The organism is Micromonospora sp. NBC_01392, from assembly GCF_045040125.1.
Classification (GTDB): domain Bacteria; phylum Actinomycetota; class Actinomycetes; order Mycobacteriales; family Micromonosporaceae; genus Micromonospora.
In genome coordinates this window covers 6,223,004-6,238,474 of the sequence record NZ_CP109549.1, presented here as the reverse complement: position 1 = coordinate 6,238,474, position 15,471 = coordinate 6,223,004, and the positions used below count along the sequence as shown (strand labels likewise).

Below are 15,471 nucleotides of genomic sequence, written 5' to 3'. Positions count from 1 at the left end.
CCCGCTCAGCTTGTTACCGTGCCGATCATGCGTGCCGCCTATGCCTCGGCCTTCGACGCCGACAACCCGCTCGCCGCGCTCGCCGTCGGCGACCGTCCCGAGCCGGTCCACCCGCAGGACGACTGGGTCACCGTGCGGGTGCGGGCCAGCTCGCTCAACCACCACGACCTCTGGTCGCTGCGTGGCGTGGGCCTGACCGCGGACCAGCTCCCGATGATCCTCGGCTGCGACGCGGTCGGCACCGACCCGGACGGCAACGAGGTGGTCATCTACCCGGTGGTGCCCACCCCGGGCGACCCGCGCGGCGTCTCCATCCTCTCCGAGCACTTCCCCGGCACGTTCGCCGAGCTGGTCGCCGTACCCCGGATGAACCTGCTGCCGCTGCCCGACGGCCTGGCGGCGACCGACGCGGCGTGCCTGCCCACGGCCTGGCTCACCGCGTGGCGGATGCTCACCACCAAGGGCCGCGTCGCCGACGGCGAGTCGGTGCTGGTCCAGGGCGCCGGCGGGGGCGTGGCCACCGCGGCGGTCGCGCTCGCCGTCGCGCTCGGCAAGCGGGTGTACGCGACCAGCCGCGACGCCGCCAAGCGGGAGCGGATCACCGAGCTGGGCGCCACCGCGCTGGAGCCCGGCGCGCGCCTGCCGGAGCGGGTCGACGTGGTGATCGAGACGGTCGGCGCGGCCACGTTCGACCACTCGCTGAAGTCGGCCGCGCCGATGGCCCGGATCGTGGTCTCCGGCGCGACCGCCGGGCACGAGCCCACTGTCAACCTGCGCCGCGTCTTCGCCATGCAGTTGGAGATCCTCGGCACGTCCATGGGCACCCCGGACGAGCTGACCGAACTGCTCGCGTTCTGCGCCGAGCACGGGGTCCGGCCGGTGGTGGACCGGGTGGTGCCGTTCAGCGACATCTCCGACGCGTTCGCCAGGCTGCACTCCGGCGAGGTCTTCGGCAAGGTGGTCGTCGACCACACGGCGTGAGGCCGGCGTGGTGAGAAGGGGCCCCTTCTCTACCGGAGACGTTAAGAAGGGGCCCCTCCTTACAGCCGGTCGTTGAGGGTGGCTATGTTGCCTCGGGTGGCGTCGGCGGGGAGGCGGGTCTTTGCGGTGGGGTCGCCGTAGAGCGTCCAGCGCAGGAATTCGACTGTGGTGTCGGCGACCACCCGCAGCGTCCTCCCGTCGCCGAGCAGCGCCCGGCCGTGGTCACCCTTCGGTAGGCTGAGCATCGCCTTCGGCCACGGCACCGCGTCGAAGACGGCCTTGCCCGCCGCGTACGACACCACCTCGTCCGCCTCGCCGTGCACGAACAACTGCGGTGCGGCGGCGCCGGCGAACGCGGTGCCCACGCCGAGCGCCGTACCGGCGAAGACGATGCCCGCGTCCAGACGCTCGTCCCGGCCGGTGGTGAACAGCCCGATGGTGGTCACCCCGCCGGCGCTGTGCCCGGTCGCGGCCACCCGGTCCGGGTCCAGCCGGCCGCGCAGCGGATCGCCCGCCGTCGCGTCGAGCGCGAGCACCCGGCTCAGCACGTACGACACGTCGGCCGGCTGGTTGAGCACGTCGAGCGGGTTGCCGTCGCCGCCCCGCCCGGTGTGCGGGAAGCGCGGCGCGGCCACCACGAATCCGGCCGCCGCCCAGCGCGTCAGCAACACCTGGTAGTCCTCCGGCCGGGCACCCAGCCCGTGGCTGAACACCACCACCGGGAACCGCCCGGCCGCCGCCGGGACGGACCGCTTCGCCGCGCCGCCGGCCGGTCCCACCGCCGGATACCAGAGCGACACCGGCAACGGTCGATCACCGTCGCGGTTCAGCTTCAGTTGGCGTACGCCGACCGCGAAGCTCGTCGCGGGCGCCTTGCCGGCCGGTACGCGGGGCGTCGGGGTGGCACTCTTCGGGGACGTGTCGGGGGCGGGCCGCCCGGTCGGGGCGGTCGGCTCCGAGCAGCCGGCCAGACCGACGCCCAGCAGGGCAACGGCGGTGGCCAGAACGACGGAACGACAGCGCATGCCCTCGATTGTGCCTCGCGTCCCCCGCTGGCCGGGCGGGTAAGGAGGGGCCCCCTGTTAACGCCTGCGGTAGAGGAGGGGCCCCCGCTTAACACCTTGGGCGGGCGGCGAGCGGCGGCTGGGTCAGCCCGCCGGACGGTCGCCGACCGAGGCCCGGAGGCGGGCCAGGTCGGCGGCGTCCTTCGCACGGCGGGGCCGCTCCGGCATCCAGACCGGGAACATCTCCTTGAACTCGATCTGCGCGGTGACACTGATCACCGGTGCGGTGAGCGACCCGATCCGGCCGGCCGGCGCGTCGAGCATCCCCGCCGGCAGGGGCGTGCCCGCCCATGGACCGGCGCCGACCACCACCCGGCCCGCCGCGACCCGTTCCAGGTAGGCGAAGCTCAGCTCGACATCGCCCCGCAGCAGGTCGAGCTGCTGCGCGGCCGGCATGCGCGGATCGGGTCGCCAGCCCTGCCCGCCGAGCCGGACGGCCAACCGCTCGGCGTCGCGCCGCCAGCAGTACCAGTCGACGTCGACGTGCGGTCGGCTCACGGCCCCGAGGTGGAAGTCCATCGCCCAGCCGCCGCGCAGCCACACCTCGATGCCGTCCGCGCCGGCCAGCTCGACCACCTCGCCGATCGCGCCCAGTTGCCGCTCCACCAGCCCGTCCACCGCCCGAACCTACCCCCGCCCCCTGCCCCGCCGCGCCCCGCCGCCCCATCAGGTGATCATGAAGTTGGCGGTGACAAATCGGACGACGAGCACCGTCAACTTCATGATCGGCGGGGAGGGGCGGGGAGGGACGGGCTGGGGCGGGGAGGGGAGGTCAGGTGGGGAGGGCGCGGGTGGTGAACGTGGTGACGCCGGGGGTGGTGGCGTCGGTGGGGAGGCGGCCCAGGGCCGTCCGGTCGGCGTAGAGCGTCCAGCGGAGGAAGTCCGTGGTGGTCGCGAGCACCTCGGTGAAGCCGGGGCGGCCCGGGTTCAGGTACTCGCCGTGGCCCTGACCGGGCAGGCTGAGGAAGGCGGCCGGCCCGAGACAGCGGGCGTACGCGGCCCGGCCGATCGACTCCGGCACGATCCGGTCGGCGGCGCCGTGCACGAACAGCATCGGCGTCGACGGTCGCGCGAGGCCGGCGACCGGCCGGCCACCGGCGATCACGATCCCGGCCCGCAGCGGGGACCATCGCCCGGCGACGAACATGCCGAGCGTGGTGTGGCCACCGGCCGAGTGCCCGGCCGCGGCGAACCGGTCCACGGCCAGGTGCGCGCCGAGCGCGTCACCGGGGCGTGCGCCCAGGCGAACCAGGTGACGGACCAGTCGCCGGGCGTCGGCCGGCTGGTTGCGGACGTCGTCGCGGGTGAAGGCGCGGGCGCGCAGGTTGGTACGGGGGTAGGTGGGTGCCGCCACCACGAAACCGGCGGCGGCCCAGCGGGTGGTCAGCTGTGCGTGCAGCGCGGGCAGGCTGCGCAGTCCGTGGCTGAAGACGACCACCGGGAACCGCCCGGCGGCCACCGGCGCCCGCGTCCGGACCATCGGCCCGGCCTCCGTGCCGGGGCTCGGTGGAACGGCCCCCCGGTCCCGTCCGGAGGGGTCGGGGGAGCGAGGTCCGGAGCGGTCCGGGGAGCGTGCTCCGGAGGGGGCGGGGGAGTGCGGTCCGGAGGGGTCCGGGGAGCGTGCTCCGGAGGGGGCGGGGGAGTGCGGTCCGGAGGGGTCCGGGGAGCGTGCTCCGGAGGGGGCGGGGGAGTGCGGTCCGGAGGGGTCCGGGGAGCGTGCTCCGGAGGGGGCGGGGGAGTGCGGTCCGGAGGGGTCCGGGGAGCGTGCCCCGGAGGGGTCGGCGGAGCGCGGTCCGGAGGGGTCGGCGGAGCGCGGTCTGGCGGAGTGCGGCCCCGGGATGTCGGCGGGGTGCGGCGTGGCGGGGAGGGCGGTGACCGGGTCGGGGACGGCGGCCGGGTCCACCGGGTACCAGACGGTGACCGGCAGGGGACGAGGACCGTCCGGGTCGATGGTGAACTGCCGCATCCCCACCGCGTACGGGTGCTGCGGCGCGGTCCGGACGCCGGCCGGGACCGGGCCGGTGGTGGCGACCGCCGACCCGCAGCCGGCCAGTAGCGCCGTCGTCAACACGGCCACCAGCCGCCGCCCCGTCATGCCTGCACGGTAGGCAGCCGAGCGGGCCGACCGCGCCCGCCGTCCGGGCGGGTGCCCCCGCCACCCGGCCGGGCCACGCCTCCGCCACCCGGCCGGGGTTTGCCCGCCCCGGCCGCCCGGGCAGGCCGACTCCGGCCCGGCGGGACACTGGCGGGCGGTGGGCTTCGCTAGGGTCACCCGCATGGCTGAGAACTACACCGACCCCAGCGGTAACACCGCGCAGTTCCGCGCCTTCGTGGACACGCCCGAGCCGGCTGCGGCGGCGCCCGCGCCGTCCCGGTTGCCGTTGATCGCCGGCCTCGCCGTCGCCGCCGTGGTGGTCGTCGCCCTGGTCGCCTGGGTCGCCCTGGGCTGACCCGGCCCCACGGCCGGCACGCCGTGGCGCTGGTCCACGCCGGCACGCCGTGACGCTGTCCACGCCAGGATGCCTGTGCGTGACGTCTGACGTGCCGGGATGTCGGCATGGCGTCGGACGCGCCGGGATGTCTGCGTGGCGTCGGACGCGCCGGGATGTCGGCACCTCGGCGCGGTGGCGTCGACCGTGATCAGGCGGCGAGCACCTCGCGGGTCTCCCGGGCGATCTCCCGCTCCTCGTCGGTGCCGACCACGAGCACCGCGACCTCGGCACCGGTCGGCGAGATCAGCCGGTCACCGGTGCCGTCGTTGCGGGCCGGGTCGACGGCGATGCCGAGCCGCTCCAGGCCGGCCAGCGACGCGGCCCGCACTCCGGCGGCGTGCTCGCCGACCCCGGCGGTGAAAGCGATCGCGTCGACGCGCCCGAGCAGCGCGTAGTACGCGCCCACGTAGCCGGTGATCCGCCGGCAGTAGACGTCGAACGCCAGCGCCGCGGCCGGGTCGTCGGCGTCCCGGCGGGCCAGCACCTCCCGCATGTCGTTGACACCGGTCAGCCCGAGCAGGCCGCTGCGGTGGTTGAGCAGGTCGTCGATCTCGTCCACGCCCATCCCCGCCTCGCGGCGCAGGTGGAAGATGACTGTCGGGTCGAGGTCGCCGCTGCGGGTGCCCATCACCAGGCCCTCCAGCGGGGACATGCCCATCGAGGTGGCCACGCTGCGACCGCCCCGCACCGCGCACGCGCTCGCCCCGTTGCCCAGGTGCAGCGTGATGGTGTTCAGCTCGGCGTACGGCCGGTCGAGCAGTTCGGCGGTCCGCCGCGACACGTACGCGTGCGAGGTGCCGTGGAAACCGTAGCGGCGCACGTCGTACCGCTCGGCGGTGGCCCGGTCGATCGCGTACGTGGCGGCGGCCTCGGGGAGCGTGTGGTGGAACGCGGTGTCGAAGACGGCCACCTGCGGGGTGTCCGGCAGCGCCTCCCGGGCGACCCGGATGCCGGCCAGGTTGGCCGGGTTGTGCAGCGGGGCCAGCGGGACGAGGTCCTCGATCCCGGCGACGACCGCGTCGTCGATCAGCACCGGGGCGCTGAACCGCCGTCCGCCGTGCACCACCCGGTGCCCGACGCCGGCCAGCCCGTCGAGGTCGAGCCGCTCGATGATCTCCCGGACCGCGCTCTCGTGGTCGGCCGGCCCGCCGCCCGGCTCGCCGACCCGCTCCACGGTGCCCTTGTCGAGCACTTCGTCGCCGTCGTACAGCCGGTACTTGACCGATGAGGATCCGCTGTTGAGGACCAGGATGCGGCTCATTGCGACGCCTCCGTGGCGGCCTGGATGGCGGTGATCGCCACCGTGTTGACGATGTCCGGCACGGTCGCGCCCCGGGACAGGTCGTTGACCGGTCGGCGTAGGCCCTGCATGACCGGGCCGACCGCCACCGCGCCGGCCGAGCGCTGCACCGCCTTGTACGTGTTGTTGCCGGTGTTCAGGTCCGGGAAGATGAACACGGTGGCCCGGCCCGCCACCGGGCTGTCCGGCAGCTTGGTGGCGGCCACCTGCGGGTCGATCGCCGCGTCGTACTGGATCGGCCCCTCGACCAGCAGTTCCGGCCGGCGTTTCCGGACCAGTTCGGTGGCCGCCGCGACCTTCTCCACGTCGGCGCCGGCGCCGGAGCTGCCGGTGGAGTACGACAGCATCGCCACCCGCGGCTCGATGCCGAACCGGGCCGCGGTGTCGGCCGAGGAGAGGGCGATGTCGGCGAGCTGGGCGGCGTCCGGGTCGGGGTTGACCGCGCAGTCGCCGTAGACCAGCACCCGGTCGGCGAGCAGCATGAAGAAGACGCTCGACGCGACCGAGACGCCGGGCACGGTCCGGATGATCTCGAAGGCCGGCCGGATGGTGGCGGCCGTGGTGTGGGTGGCGCCGGAGACCATCCCGTCGGCGCGGCCGGCCTGCACCATCATGGTGCCGAAGTAGTTGGGCTGCGCCACGATGTCGTGCGCCAGCTCCGGCGTCATGCCCCGGTGGGCGCGCAGCTTCGCGTACGCGGCGGCGAACTCGTCGCGCCACTCGCTGGTCGCCGGGTCGACGAGCTGCGCGTCGCCGACGTCGACGCCCAGCTCGCGGGTTCGCCGGGCGATCTCGTCCGGCCGCCCGAGCAGCGTCAGCTCGGCGACGCCGCGGCGCAGCAGCACCTCCGCCGCGCGCAGGATGCGCTCCTCGGCGCCCTCGGGCAGCACCAGCCGGCGGCGTCGGGCCCGCGCCCGGTCGATGAGGTCGTTCTCGAACATCAGCGGGGTGACCCGCGCGGAGCGGGTGACCCGGAGCCGGGCGGCCAGGTCGTCGGTGTCCACGCAGCGCTCGAACGCGCCCAGGGCCGCCTCGACCTTGCGCGGGTTGGCGGTGCTGGGGCGGCCCTCGATCCGGCTGGACGCCTCGACCGTGTCGTAGCTGTCGCTGGTCACCGACAGCACCGCCAGCCCGGTGTTCATCCGCTCGACCAGCCGCATGGCGCGCGGGTCGGGCTGCTCGCCGAGCGTGAGCACCAGCCCGGCCAGCGACACCTGCCCGGCCACGTGGGCGGCGCCGGCGGCGACCAGCAGGTCGGCCCGGTCGCCCGGGGTGATCACCAGCGCGCCGTCGGTGAGGTGGTCCAGCAGCGTCGGCACGTGCGCCGCGCCGACCACGTAGTCGAGCACGTCGCGGTCCAGCGCGGCCCGGTCGCCGGCGAGCCGGGTGGCGTCGAGCGCGGTCGCCACCTCGGCCACCGTCGGCGCGGACACGGTCGGCACCTCCGGGATCGCGTACGCGGGGACCGGCAGCTCGGGCAGCGTCATCGGGCCGGGTACCCGGTTGGCGACCACCGCCACCACTGTCGCGCCGAGGTCGGCCAGATCGTGGTACGCGCCGCGCATCGCCGCCGCGATGGCCTCGGGCGGCTGGTCGAACCCGTCCACCACGGGCACCACGACGCTGCCGAACTCGATCGCCAGGCGGGCGTTGAAGGCCAGCTCACGGGGGCCGGCGCCGTCCCCGTCGGCGAAGTCGCTGCCGACCACCACGACGGCGGGGCAGCGCCGCTCCACCTCCCGGTAGCGGGCCACGATCGCCGCGATCAGCTCCTCCCGCCGGCCGTTCGTGACCAGCGCGGTGGCTTCGGCGTACGTCGCGCCGTGCAGCTTGTCGACGGGCAGTTCCACCCGGTAGCGCTCGGTGAGCAGGGCCAGGATCGGGTCCGGGGTGTCACCGCCGGCGACCAGCGGCCGGAACGCGCCGATCCGCTCGACCTGCCGGGACAGCAGCTCGGCCAGGCCGAGCGCCACCGTCGACTTTCCTCCGCCGGACCCCACGCCGGTCAGGTACACGCTGCGCGCCACGACCTCACGCTACAAGATCGCCCATCCCCCCGCCCGGGTCCTTGTCCCCCGTCTTCTCCTCCCGCCGATCTTGCGGTTGCGGCCCCTCGTGCGACCGGAAAGCGGCTTTTGCCGGGGCGGCAACTGCAAGATCGCGTGGGGTGGACGCCGGAGGTGCTGCGCGTCCTGGACAAGTACCAGGTGAAGGCCACCTTCTTCGTCATCGGCACGCAGGTCGTCCGGAACCCCGCGCTGGCTCGCCGGATGGTGGCCGAGGGGCACGAACTGGGCGTGCACACGTTCACCCATCCCGACCTGGCCGTCCTGCCCGGCTGGCGGCGCGAGCTGGAGTACGCGCAGGCCCAGCTCGCCATCGCCAGCACCACAGGCGTCCGGACCTCGCTGCTGCGTTTCCCGTACTCGTCGAGCGCGGACGCCTACACCGACCGCGACTGGCCGATGCTGCGGCAGGCCGGCGAACTGGGCTACCTGACCGTGGTGAACGACGTCGACAGCCGGGACTGGGAGAAGCCCGCCGTCGACGCGATGCTGGCCAACGGTTTGGTCTTCCTGGACCGGACCGAGACCGTGGCGGCCTGGCTGGCGATGCTCGCGGTGCAGTTCGTGACCGCGGTGGTGGCGTTCCGGCTGGACCGGGAGAAGCTCGGCGTGCTGTGGGTGCTGCCGTTGCAGCAGTTCGTCTACCGGCAGTTGATGTACCTGGTGCTGATCCAGTCCGTGGTCACCGCGTTGACCGGTGGCCGGCTGGGCTGGCAGAAGCTGCGGCGTACCGGAAATCTCGACGCGACGGCGCGACGGACCGCCGCCTGACCGTCGGTCACGCCGGCGTGGTCGTCCGGGGCTCGGGCTCGGGGACGTCGGGCCCGCCGGCCGGCTCGGCGGCGAGCAGCAGCGCGTCGCTCTTCGCCACCCAGGCCGCGCCGAAGGCGAAGACGGCGAGCGTCTCGCACCACAGCACCGGCTTGAGCGTGTGCCGGACGTCGGCCGGGAGGCGCGTGCTGGCCAGCGCGAGCGCGATGGCGAGCAGGATGAGCCCGCCGCAGGCCCGGTAGAAGACCTGCGCCGCACGCCGGGGCGGCACCCCGGCCCGGTCCGGGCGGACGAAGAGGACCAGGCAGAAGACCGCGAGCAGGGCGAAGAGCCCGGCGGCGGCTACCTGGTGCACCACGCCGGCCGTCCGGTCGACGCCGTCGACAGTGGCGGCCGGCACGCCCGTCGCGGTGGGGAAGAGGGCCACCACGATCGCCAGTACGCCGGCCCCGGTGCCCAGTAGGTCCTCCGGCCGGCGGTACCGGTAGCTGATCAGGAAGACGCCGACGGCGCACATCGCGCCGACGAAGACGTCCCGCATCTCGGAGTGGTAGTACCCGCTGAGCGAGTCCAGCAGGGTGAGGCGTCGGGTGACGGCGACGTGGCCGACCACCAACACGACCGGCAGCGCGAGGCCCACCGATCCGATGCCGAGGCGCAGGTGGCGTACGGTCACCGCGTCCTGCGGTGGCTTGCGGTTCCCGGGGTCCATACCTCAACAGTGGACGTCACGCAGCGGAACTAGTCAAATGCGAACAGTCACTCGTCATCCTCGTCGTCCAGGCGGGCCAGCCAGGTGGCGAACCGCTCGATCGGCGTCTCGAACTCCGGGTTCAGGTCGACGAAGTCGCGCAGGCGCTCGCCCAGCCACTCCAGGCTGACCTGCTCGTCGCCCCGACGCTCGACCAGCTCCTCGATGCCACGGTCGGTGAAGTACACGGTCGTCCTCTCGTCGTACGGCAGCGGCCCGCCCCGGTGGAGGGACGGGCCGCGTGCGGTGGGGTGTCACGGGCGGGGCAGGGCCGCCTCGATCAGCGCGTTCTGCTCGACCTCGTGCATCTTCGCCGAGCCGACCGCCGGGGCGGCGGCGGACGGCCGGGAGATGCGGCGCAGCCGGACCTCGGGCAGGTGCTCCAGCAGGTTGAGCGCCACGAACGACCAGGCGCCCTGGTTGGCCGGCTCCTCCTGGACCCAGGCGAAGTCCTCCGCGTTCGGGTACTGCGCCAGCGCGGCCCGGACCTCCTCGACCGGCAGCGGGTAGAGCTGCTCCATCCGGAGGATCACGGTGTCGGTGACGCCGCGCTCCTGCCGGGCCTGGAACAGGTCGTAGTAGACCTTGCCCGAGCAGAGCAGCACGCGCTTGACCTGCTCCGGCGCCGGGGCGGCGGTGTCGGCCAGCACGGGCTGGAACGTGCCGGTGGTGAAGTCCTCCACCGGCGACACGCAGAGCTTGTGCCGCAGCAGCGACTTCGGCGTGAACACCACAAGCGGCTTGCGCTTGGGCGACAGCGCCTGCCGGCGCAGCAGGTGGAAGTAGCTCGCCGGGGTGGTCGGGATGGCCACCCGCATGTTGTCCTCGGCGCAGAGCTGGAGGAAGCGCTCCGGGCGGCCGGAGGTGTGGTCCGGCCCCTGGCCCTCGTGGCCGTGCGGCAGCAGCAGGGTGACCGCGGAGCGCTGGCCCCACTTCACCTCGCCGGAGGAGATGAACTCGTCGATCACCGACTGGGCGCCGTTGACGAAGTCACCGAACTGGGCCTCCCAGGCCACCAGCGCGTTGACGTTCTCCACCGAGTAGCCGTACTCGAAGCCCATCGCGGCGTACTCGGAGAGCAGCGAGTCGTGCACGAAGAAGCGGGACCGCTCGCCGTCGGCGGTGAACGTCTTCAGCGGCAGGTAGTCGTCGCCGGTGCGGGCGTCGACCACCGAGGCGTGCCGCTGGACGAACGTGCCGCGACGCGAGTCCTGCCCCGCGAGCCGGACGGTGACGCCGTCGTGCAGCAGCGCGCCGAACGCGATGATCTCGCCGAAGCCCCAGTCGATGTTGCCCTCGACGGACATCTTCCGGCGCCGCTCCAGGAGCTGCTGGATGCGCTTGTGCGGGGTGAAGCCCTCCGGCAGGTTGACGTGCGCCTCGCCGATCGCCTTGACCACGGAGGCGTCGGTCGCGGTGTCGACCTGCGGCTCCGGCTCCTCCTCCCGCTTCGGGCGGCTGAGCTGGCGCGGCGTGGTGGCCGCGTCCCGGGTGGCCTTGAAGACGCGTTCGAGCTGCGCCTGGTAGTCCCGCAGCAGCTCCTCGGCGTCCTCCACGGTGATGTCACCGCGCCCGATCAGCTCCTCGGTGTAGAGCTTCCGGACCGACCGCTTCGAGTCAATGATCTTGTACATCTGCGGGTTGGACATTGACGGGTCGTCGCCCTCGTTGTGCCCGCGCCGGCGGTAGCAGACCAGGTCGATCACGACGTCCTTGTTGAACGCCTGCCGGTACTCGAAGGCCAGCCGGGCGACCCGGACCACGGCCTCGGGGTCGTCGCCGTTGACGTGGAAGATCGGCGCCTGGATCATCCGGGCCACGTCGGTGCTGTAGAGGCTGGACCGGCTGTACTCCGGGGCGGTGGTGAAGCCGACCTGGTTGTTGACCACCACGTGCACGGTGCCGCCGGTGCGGTAGCCGCGCAGCTGGGACAGGTTGAGCGTCTCGGCGACCACGCCCTGGCCGGCGAAGGCGGCGTCACCGTGCACCGCCAGCGGCAGCACGGTGTACCCCTCCAGCTTGAGGTCGATCCGGTCCTGCTTGGCCCGGACGATGCCCTCCAGCACCGGGTCGACGGCCTCCAGGTGCGACGGGTTCGCCACCACCGACACCTTGACCGCGTGGTCGCCGTCCGGGGTGGTGAACTTGCCGTTCTGGCCGAGGTGGTACTTCACGTCGCCGGAGCCCTGCGTGGACCGCGGGTCGAGGTGCCCCTCGAACTCGGAGAAGATCTTCTCGTACGGCTTGCCGACGATGTTGGCCAGCACGTTGAGCCGGCCGCGGTGGGCCATGCCGATGACGACCTCGTCCAGCCCGGCCTCGGCGGAGGACTCCAGCACCTCACCGAGCAGCGGGATCAGCGACTCGCCGCCCTCCAGCGAGAAGCGCTTCTGGCCGACGTACTTCGTCTGGAGGAACGTCTCGAACGCCTCGGCCGCGTTGAGCCGGTTGAGCACGTGTTTCTGCTCGTCGGAGCTGGGCTTCTCGTACTTGCGCTCGACCCGCTCCTGGATCCAGCGCCGCTCCTCCGGGTCCTGGATGTGCATGTACTCGATGCCGACCCGGCGGCAGTAGGAGTCCCGCAGCACGCCGAGGATCGACCGCAGCTTCATCCGCTGCTTGCCGGCGAAGCCGTTGACCGGGAAGACGCGGTCCAGGTCCCACAGCGTGAGCCCGTGCTGGAGCACGTCCAGGTCCGGGTGCTTGCGGATCTTGAACTCGAGCGGGTCGGTGTCGGCCATCAGGTGACCGCGCACCCGGTACGCGTGGATCAGCTCGTGCACCCGCGCGGTCTTGTTGATCTGGCCTTCGCTGTCGACGGCCACGTCGCGCATCCAGCGCACCGGCTCGTACGGGATGCGCAGCGAGGTGAAGATCTCGTCGTAGAAGCCGCGCTCGCCGAGCAGCAGCTCGTGCATCACCTTGAGGAACTCGCCGGACTGCGCGCCCTGGATGATCCGGTGGTCGTACGTGCTGGTCAGCGTGATGACCTTGCTGACCGCCAGGTCGGCCAGGGTGGCCTCGCTCATGCCCTGGTACGGGGCCGGGTACTCCATCGCGCCGACGCCGATGATGGCGCTCTGCCCCTGCATCAGGCGCGGGATCGAGTGCACCGTGCCGATGCCGCCCGGGTTGGTCAGCGAGATGGTGGTGCCGGAGTAGTCCTCCATGGTCAGCTCGTTGCGGCGGGCGCGCCGGACCACGTCCTCGTACGCCTGCCAGAACTGCCGGAAGTCCATCTGCTCGCAGCCCTTGATGGACGGCACCACCAGGTTGCGGGAGCCGTCCGGCTTGGCCAGGTCGATGGCGATGCCCAGGTTGACGTGCTCCGGCCGGAGCATCGCCGGCTTGCCGTCGACCTCGACGAAGGAGTTGTTCATCTCCGGGTGCTCGATCAGCGCCCGGACCATCGCGTACCCGATGAGGTGGGTGAAGCTGACCTTGCCACCGCGGCCACGGGCCAGGTGGTTGTTGATCACGATGCGGTTGTCGACGACCAGCTTCGCCGGGACCGCGCGCACGCTGGTGGCGGTCGGGACGGCGAGCGACGCGTCCATGTTCTGGACGATCTTGGCGGCGACGCCCCGCAACGGGGTGGTGCCGGCGGTGCTCGCGGCCGGCGCCTTGGCGGCGGCCGGCTTCGCCGGGGCGGCCTTCTTCGCCGGGGCCGGCTCGGGCGTCTTCGCCGCCGGCTTGGCGGCGGGCTTCTCGGCCGGCTTGGCGGGCGCGGCCTTGGCGGGGGCCGGCTGCTCGGTGACCGTGGCGACGGCCTCCTGCTGCTCGGCGGGCTCCGGCCGGGCGGCCGGCTTGGCCGCGGGCTTGGCCTGGCCGTCCGGGCGCGGGGTCGCCGCGCCCGGCGCCGGCCGGTAGTCGGCGAAGAAGTCGTGCCAGGCCGAGTCGACGCTCGACGGGTCGGCGAGGTAGCGCTGGTACATCTCCTCGACGATCCACTCGTTCGGGCCGAAACCCGCCAGTGGGTTCTCCTGCGATGTCTGCTGGGTCGACACGGCCGCTAATCGCCTCTTTCACGCGGTTGTGAATGTCACGCGGTGGGGCCCCGTGCCCGGCACTCCGGCGCACAGGGGACGGATCCCAGGCTACGCCGTGCGATTGCCACCGGCATTCTCGCCTCCGGCTGGTGGCCCGTTTCACAGAAGATGCCAGAAGTTCGGCAAACGCTGCGTGTCGTCCCGACTCCTGCTAGACGACGACGGCCCCGGCCGGTGACACGGGGTCACCGGCCGAGGCCGAATCCGAACGACGGGTCAGGAGATGTCGCGCCGCCGGATGGTCAGCACGCCGATCACGCCGGTCACCACCGCGTACCCGATCAGCACCGCCGCGCCCGCCCACTGCGGCGGGTTGCCCGGGATGTCCGTGTCGCCGCCCACCATCAGGCTGGACGCCAGCGACGGCACCAGAAGCTGGAGCTTGCTGATCCAGTCGCCGAACCGTTCCGCCAGCAGACCGATCGCGATCGCCGCGCCGATGGTGCCGCCCAGGTAGAGCAGGATGCCGGTCACTGTCGCGCCGATCTGGCTGCGGATCAGCACGCCGAGCCCGACGCCGAGCACGGACCAGAGCAGGTAGGCCAGCCCGTTGAGCGCGATCGCGCGCCAGACCACGCCGCTGCCGAGCTGCGAGTCGACGTCCACCGCGTTCAGGATCAACGGCGCGAAGATCAGGTTGAGCGCCGTGGTGACGACCCAGAACAGCAGTGCCAGCACGCCGGCGGCGGCCAGCTTCGCCAGCATCACCGCAGTGCGGTGCGGCGCGGTGAGGAACGTGGTGGTCACCGTCTGGTGGAAGAACTCGCTGGTCACCACCACGATGCCGAGCAGCATCACGATGAGCAGCCCGAAGAACTGGCCGTTCGTGTAGAGGTTGGCGGCCAGGTTGTCCGCCGCCCCGGCGGCCTGGAGCTGGTCGGCCTGCTCACCGGCGGTCTCGCCAAAGTTTCCGCTGGTCAAGGCGTCGGTCTGGAGATAGTTGAAGAACAGCGCGAGCCCCCACAGCGGGAGGGTGATCAGCCCGAAGATCCACCAGGTGCTGGTGGTACGGATCTTGAGCAGTTCGGATCGGACCAGCGTCATCGGATCTCCGCCTTTCCGGCCGTCAGCTCCAGGAAGACCCCTTCGAGGTCGGGACGTTCGGTGGTCAGCTCGTGCAGCTCCACCTTCGCGGCCAGCGCGATCCGGCCCACGGTCGGCGCGTCCACGCCGCTGACCAGCAGCGCGCCGTGCGGGTCGGCCTCGACCGTGGCGGACTGCTCGCGCAGCGCGGCGGTCAGCTCGTCCGCCTGCGGGGTGCGCACCCGCACCCGGGCAGCGCCGTGCGTCATCGAGCCCATCACCTGCTCGACCGGGCCCTGCCGGACCAGCTTGCCGGCCGCGATGATCACCACGTCGTCGGCGAGGAGCTGCATCTCGGAGAGCAGGTGGCTGGAGACCAGCACCGTCCGGCCCTCGGCGGCCAGGCCCTTGAGGAAGCCCCGCATCCAGCGGATGCCCTCCGGGTCCAGGCCGTTGGCCGGCTCGTCCAGGATCAGCACCTGCGGGTTGCCGAGCATCGCGGCGGCGATCCCGAGCCGCTGCTTCATGCCCAGCGAGTAGCCCTTGAACTTGCGCTTCGCCGCCGGAGAGAGCCCGACCAGGGCCAACGCCTCGTCCGCCCGCGACTTCGGCAGGCCGGCCGCCGCGCAGATCACCCGCAGGTGGTTGATGCCGGTGCGGCCCTTGTGCGCGCTGGACGCCTCCAGCACCGCGCCGACCGTACGCAGCGGGTCGGTCAGGTCGGCGTACCGGTGGCCGCCGATGGTGGCCGTGCCGGCGGTCGGCGTGACCAGGTTGAGCAACATGCGCAGCGTGGTCGTCTTACCGGCGCCGTTCGGGCCGAGGAAGCCGGTGACCCGACCCGGCTCGACCGTGAACGACAGATTGTCGACCGCGCGGACGTTCTTGTATTGCTTGGTCAAGCCGGACACGATGATCTGGCCGGTCGCGGCACTGGGGCGTGGCTGCCCGTCGGACATCATTCTCCTCTCCTG

13 protein-coding genes are annotated in these 15,471 nt (G+C 72.8%); 3 read left to right on the top strand and 10 right to left on the bottom strand.

What is annotated here, in order from left to right:
• The first annotated feature begins 18 nt into the window (after nucleotides 1-18).
• Nucleotides 19-981, top strand: a complete 963-nt coding sequence (locus OG767_RS27070) for a zinc-binding dehydrogenase (RefSeq protein ID WP_405091057.1) — start codon at nucleotides 19-21, stop codon at nucleotides 979-981.
• Nucleotides 982-1,040: 59 nt separating this feature from the next.
• Here OG767_RS27070 and OG767_RS27065 read toward each other — a convergent pair whose 3' ends face one another.
• The 3 genes from OG767_RS27065 to OG767_RS27055 form a co-directional block, all read right to left on the bottom strand.
• The gene (locus OG767_RS27065; RefSeq protein WP_405091056.1) at nucleotides 1,041-2,006 is read right to left on the bottom strand and encodes an alpha/beta hydrolase family protein; all 966 of its coding nucleotides are present in this window, start codon (nucleotides 2,004-2,006) and stop codon (nucleotides 1,041-1,043) included.
• Between the two features lie 123 nt (nucleotides 2,007-2,129).
• Nucleotides 2,130-2,663, bottom strand: coding sequence for a nucleotidyltransferase domain-containing protein (locus OG767_RS27060; RefSeq protein WP_405091055.1), 534 nt, complete (start codon nucleotides 2,661-2,663; stop codon nucleotides 2,130-2,132).
• A 154-nt stretch (nucleotides 2,664-2,817) separates the two neighbouring features.
• On the bottom strand, nucleotides 2,818-4,140 hold the full coding sequence (locus OG767_RS27055) for a chlorophyllase/cutinase-like alpha/beta fold protein (RefSeq protein ID WP_405091054.1): 1,323 nt from the start codon (nucleotides 4,138-4,140) through the stop codon (nucleotides 2,818-2,820).
• A 181-nt stretch (nucleotides 4,141-4,321) separates the two neighbouring features.
• Here OG767_RS27055 and OG767_RS27050 point away from each other — a divergent pair, with 181 nt between their 5' ends.
• A complete protein-coding gene (locus OG767_RS27050; RefSeq protein WP_357302680.1) occupies nucleotides 4,322-4,495 on the top strand; it encodes a hypothetical protein in 174 nt (57 codons plus the stop codon).
• Between the two features lie 190 nt (nucleotides 4,496-4,685).
• On the opposite strand, the gene OG767_RS27045 is transcribed toward OG767_RS27050, so the two are convergent.
• Nucleotides 4,686-5,798, bottom strand: coding sequence for an acetate/propionate family kinase (locus OG767_RS27045; RefSeq protein ID WP_405091053.1), 1,113 nt, complete (start codon nucleotides 5,796-5,798; stop codon nucleotides 4,686-4,688).
• Nucleotides 5,795-7,864, bottom strand: a complete 2,070-nt coding sequence (gene pta / locus OG767_RS27040) for a phosphate acetyltransferase (protein ID WP_405091052.1) — start codon at nucleotides 7,862-7,864, stop codon at nucleotides 5,795-5,797. The genes OG767_RS27045 and pta overlap by 4 nt, the downstream gene beginning before the upstream one ends.
• 135 nt (nucleotides 7,865-7,999) lie before the next feature.
• Between pta and OG767_RS27035 the strand changes: the two genes are divergently transcribed.
• Nucleotides 8,000-8,674, top strand: coding sequence for a polysaccharide deacetylase family protein (locus OG767_RS27035; RefSeq protein ID WP_405091051.1), 675 nt, complete (start codon nucleotides 8,000-8,002; stop codon nucleotides 8,672-8,674).
• A gap of 7 nt (nucleotides 8,675-8,681) precedes the next feature.
• Here OG767_RS27035 and OG767_RS27030 read toward each other — a convergent pair whose 3' ends face one another.
• From OG767_RS27030 to OG767_RS27010, 5 genes are all read right to left on the bottom strand, one after another.
• A complete protein-coding gene (locus tag OG767_RS27030) occupies nucleotides 8,682-9,386 on the bottom strand; it encodes a DUF998 domain-containing protein (protein WP_405091050.1) in 705 nt (234 codons plus the stop codon).
• Nucleotides 9,387-9,433: 47 nt separating this feature from the next.
• Nucleotides 9,434-9,613: a DUF6104 family protein gene (locus OG767_RS27025; protein ID WP_089009804.1), complete on the bottom strand. Its 180-nt coding sequence runs from the start codon at nucleotides 9,611-9,613 to the stop codon at nucleotides 9,434-9,436.
• Between the two features lie 66 nt (nucleotides 9,614-9,679).
• Entirely contained in the window at nucleotides 9,680-13,432 is a 3,753-nt protein-coding gene (locus OG767_RS27020; protein WP_405091049.1) for a multifunctional oxoglutarate decarboxylase/oxoglutarate dehydrogenase thiamine pyrophosphate-binding subunit/dihydrolipoyllysine-residue succinyltransferase subunit, read from the bottom strand.
• 258 nt (nucleotides 13,433-13,690) lie between these two features.
• The gene (locus OG767_RS27015; RefSeq protein WP_405091048.1) at nucleotides 13,691-14,518 is read right to left on the bottom strand and encodes an ABC transporter permease; all 828 of its coding nucleotides are present in this window, start codon (nucleotides 14,516-14,518) and stop codon (nucleotides 13,691-13,693) included.
• Entirely contained in the window at nucleotides 14,515-15,459 is a 945-nt protein-coding gene (locus OG767_RS27010) for an ABC transporter ATP-binding protein (RefSeq protein WP_405091047.1), read from the bottom strand. The genes OG767_RS27015 and OG767_RS27010 overlap by 4 nt, the downstream gene beginning before the upstream one ends.
• Nucleotides 15,460-15,471 lie beyond the last annotated feature (12 nt).

Bases quoted from the DNA above. Each gene is read 5' to 3' on its own strand.
- OG767_RS27065 (WP_405091056.1), bottom strand. From the start codon at position 2,006: ATGCGCTGTCGTTCCGTCGTTCTGGCCACCGCCGTTGCCCTGCTGGGC.
- OG767_RS27055 (WP_405091054.1), bottom strand. From the start codon at position 4,140: ATGACGGGGCGGCGGCTGGTGGCCGTGTTGACGACGGCGCTACTGGCC.
- OG767_RS27050 (WP_357302680.1), top strand. From the start codon at position 4,322: ATGGCTGAGAACTACACCGACCCCAGCGGTAACACCGCGCAGTTCCGC.
- OG767_RS27045 (WP_405091053.1), bottom strand. From the start codon at position 5,798: ATGAGCCGCATCCTGGTCCTCAACAGCGGATCCTCATCGGTCAAGTAC.
- OG767_RS27030 (WP_405091050.1), bottom strand. From the start codon at position 9,386: ATGGACCCCGGGAACCGCAAGCCACCGCAGGACGCGGTGACCGTACGC.
- OG767_RS27015 (WP_405091048.1), bottom strand. From the start codon at position 14,518: ATGACGCTGGTCCGATCCGAACTGCTCAAGATCCGTACCACCAGCACC.
- OG767_RS27010 (WP_405091047.1), bottom strand. From the start codon at position 15,459: ATGATGTCCGACGGGCAGCCACGCCCCAGTGCCGCGACCGGCCAGATC.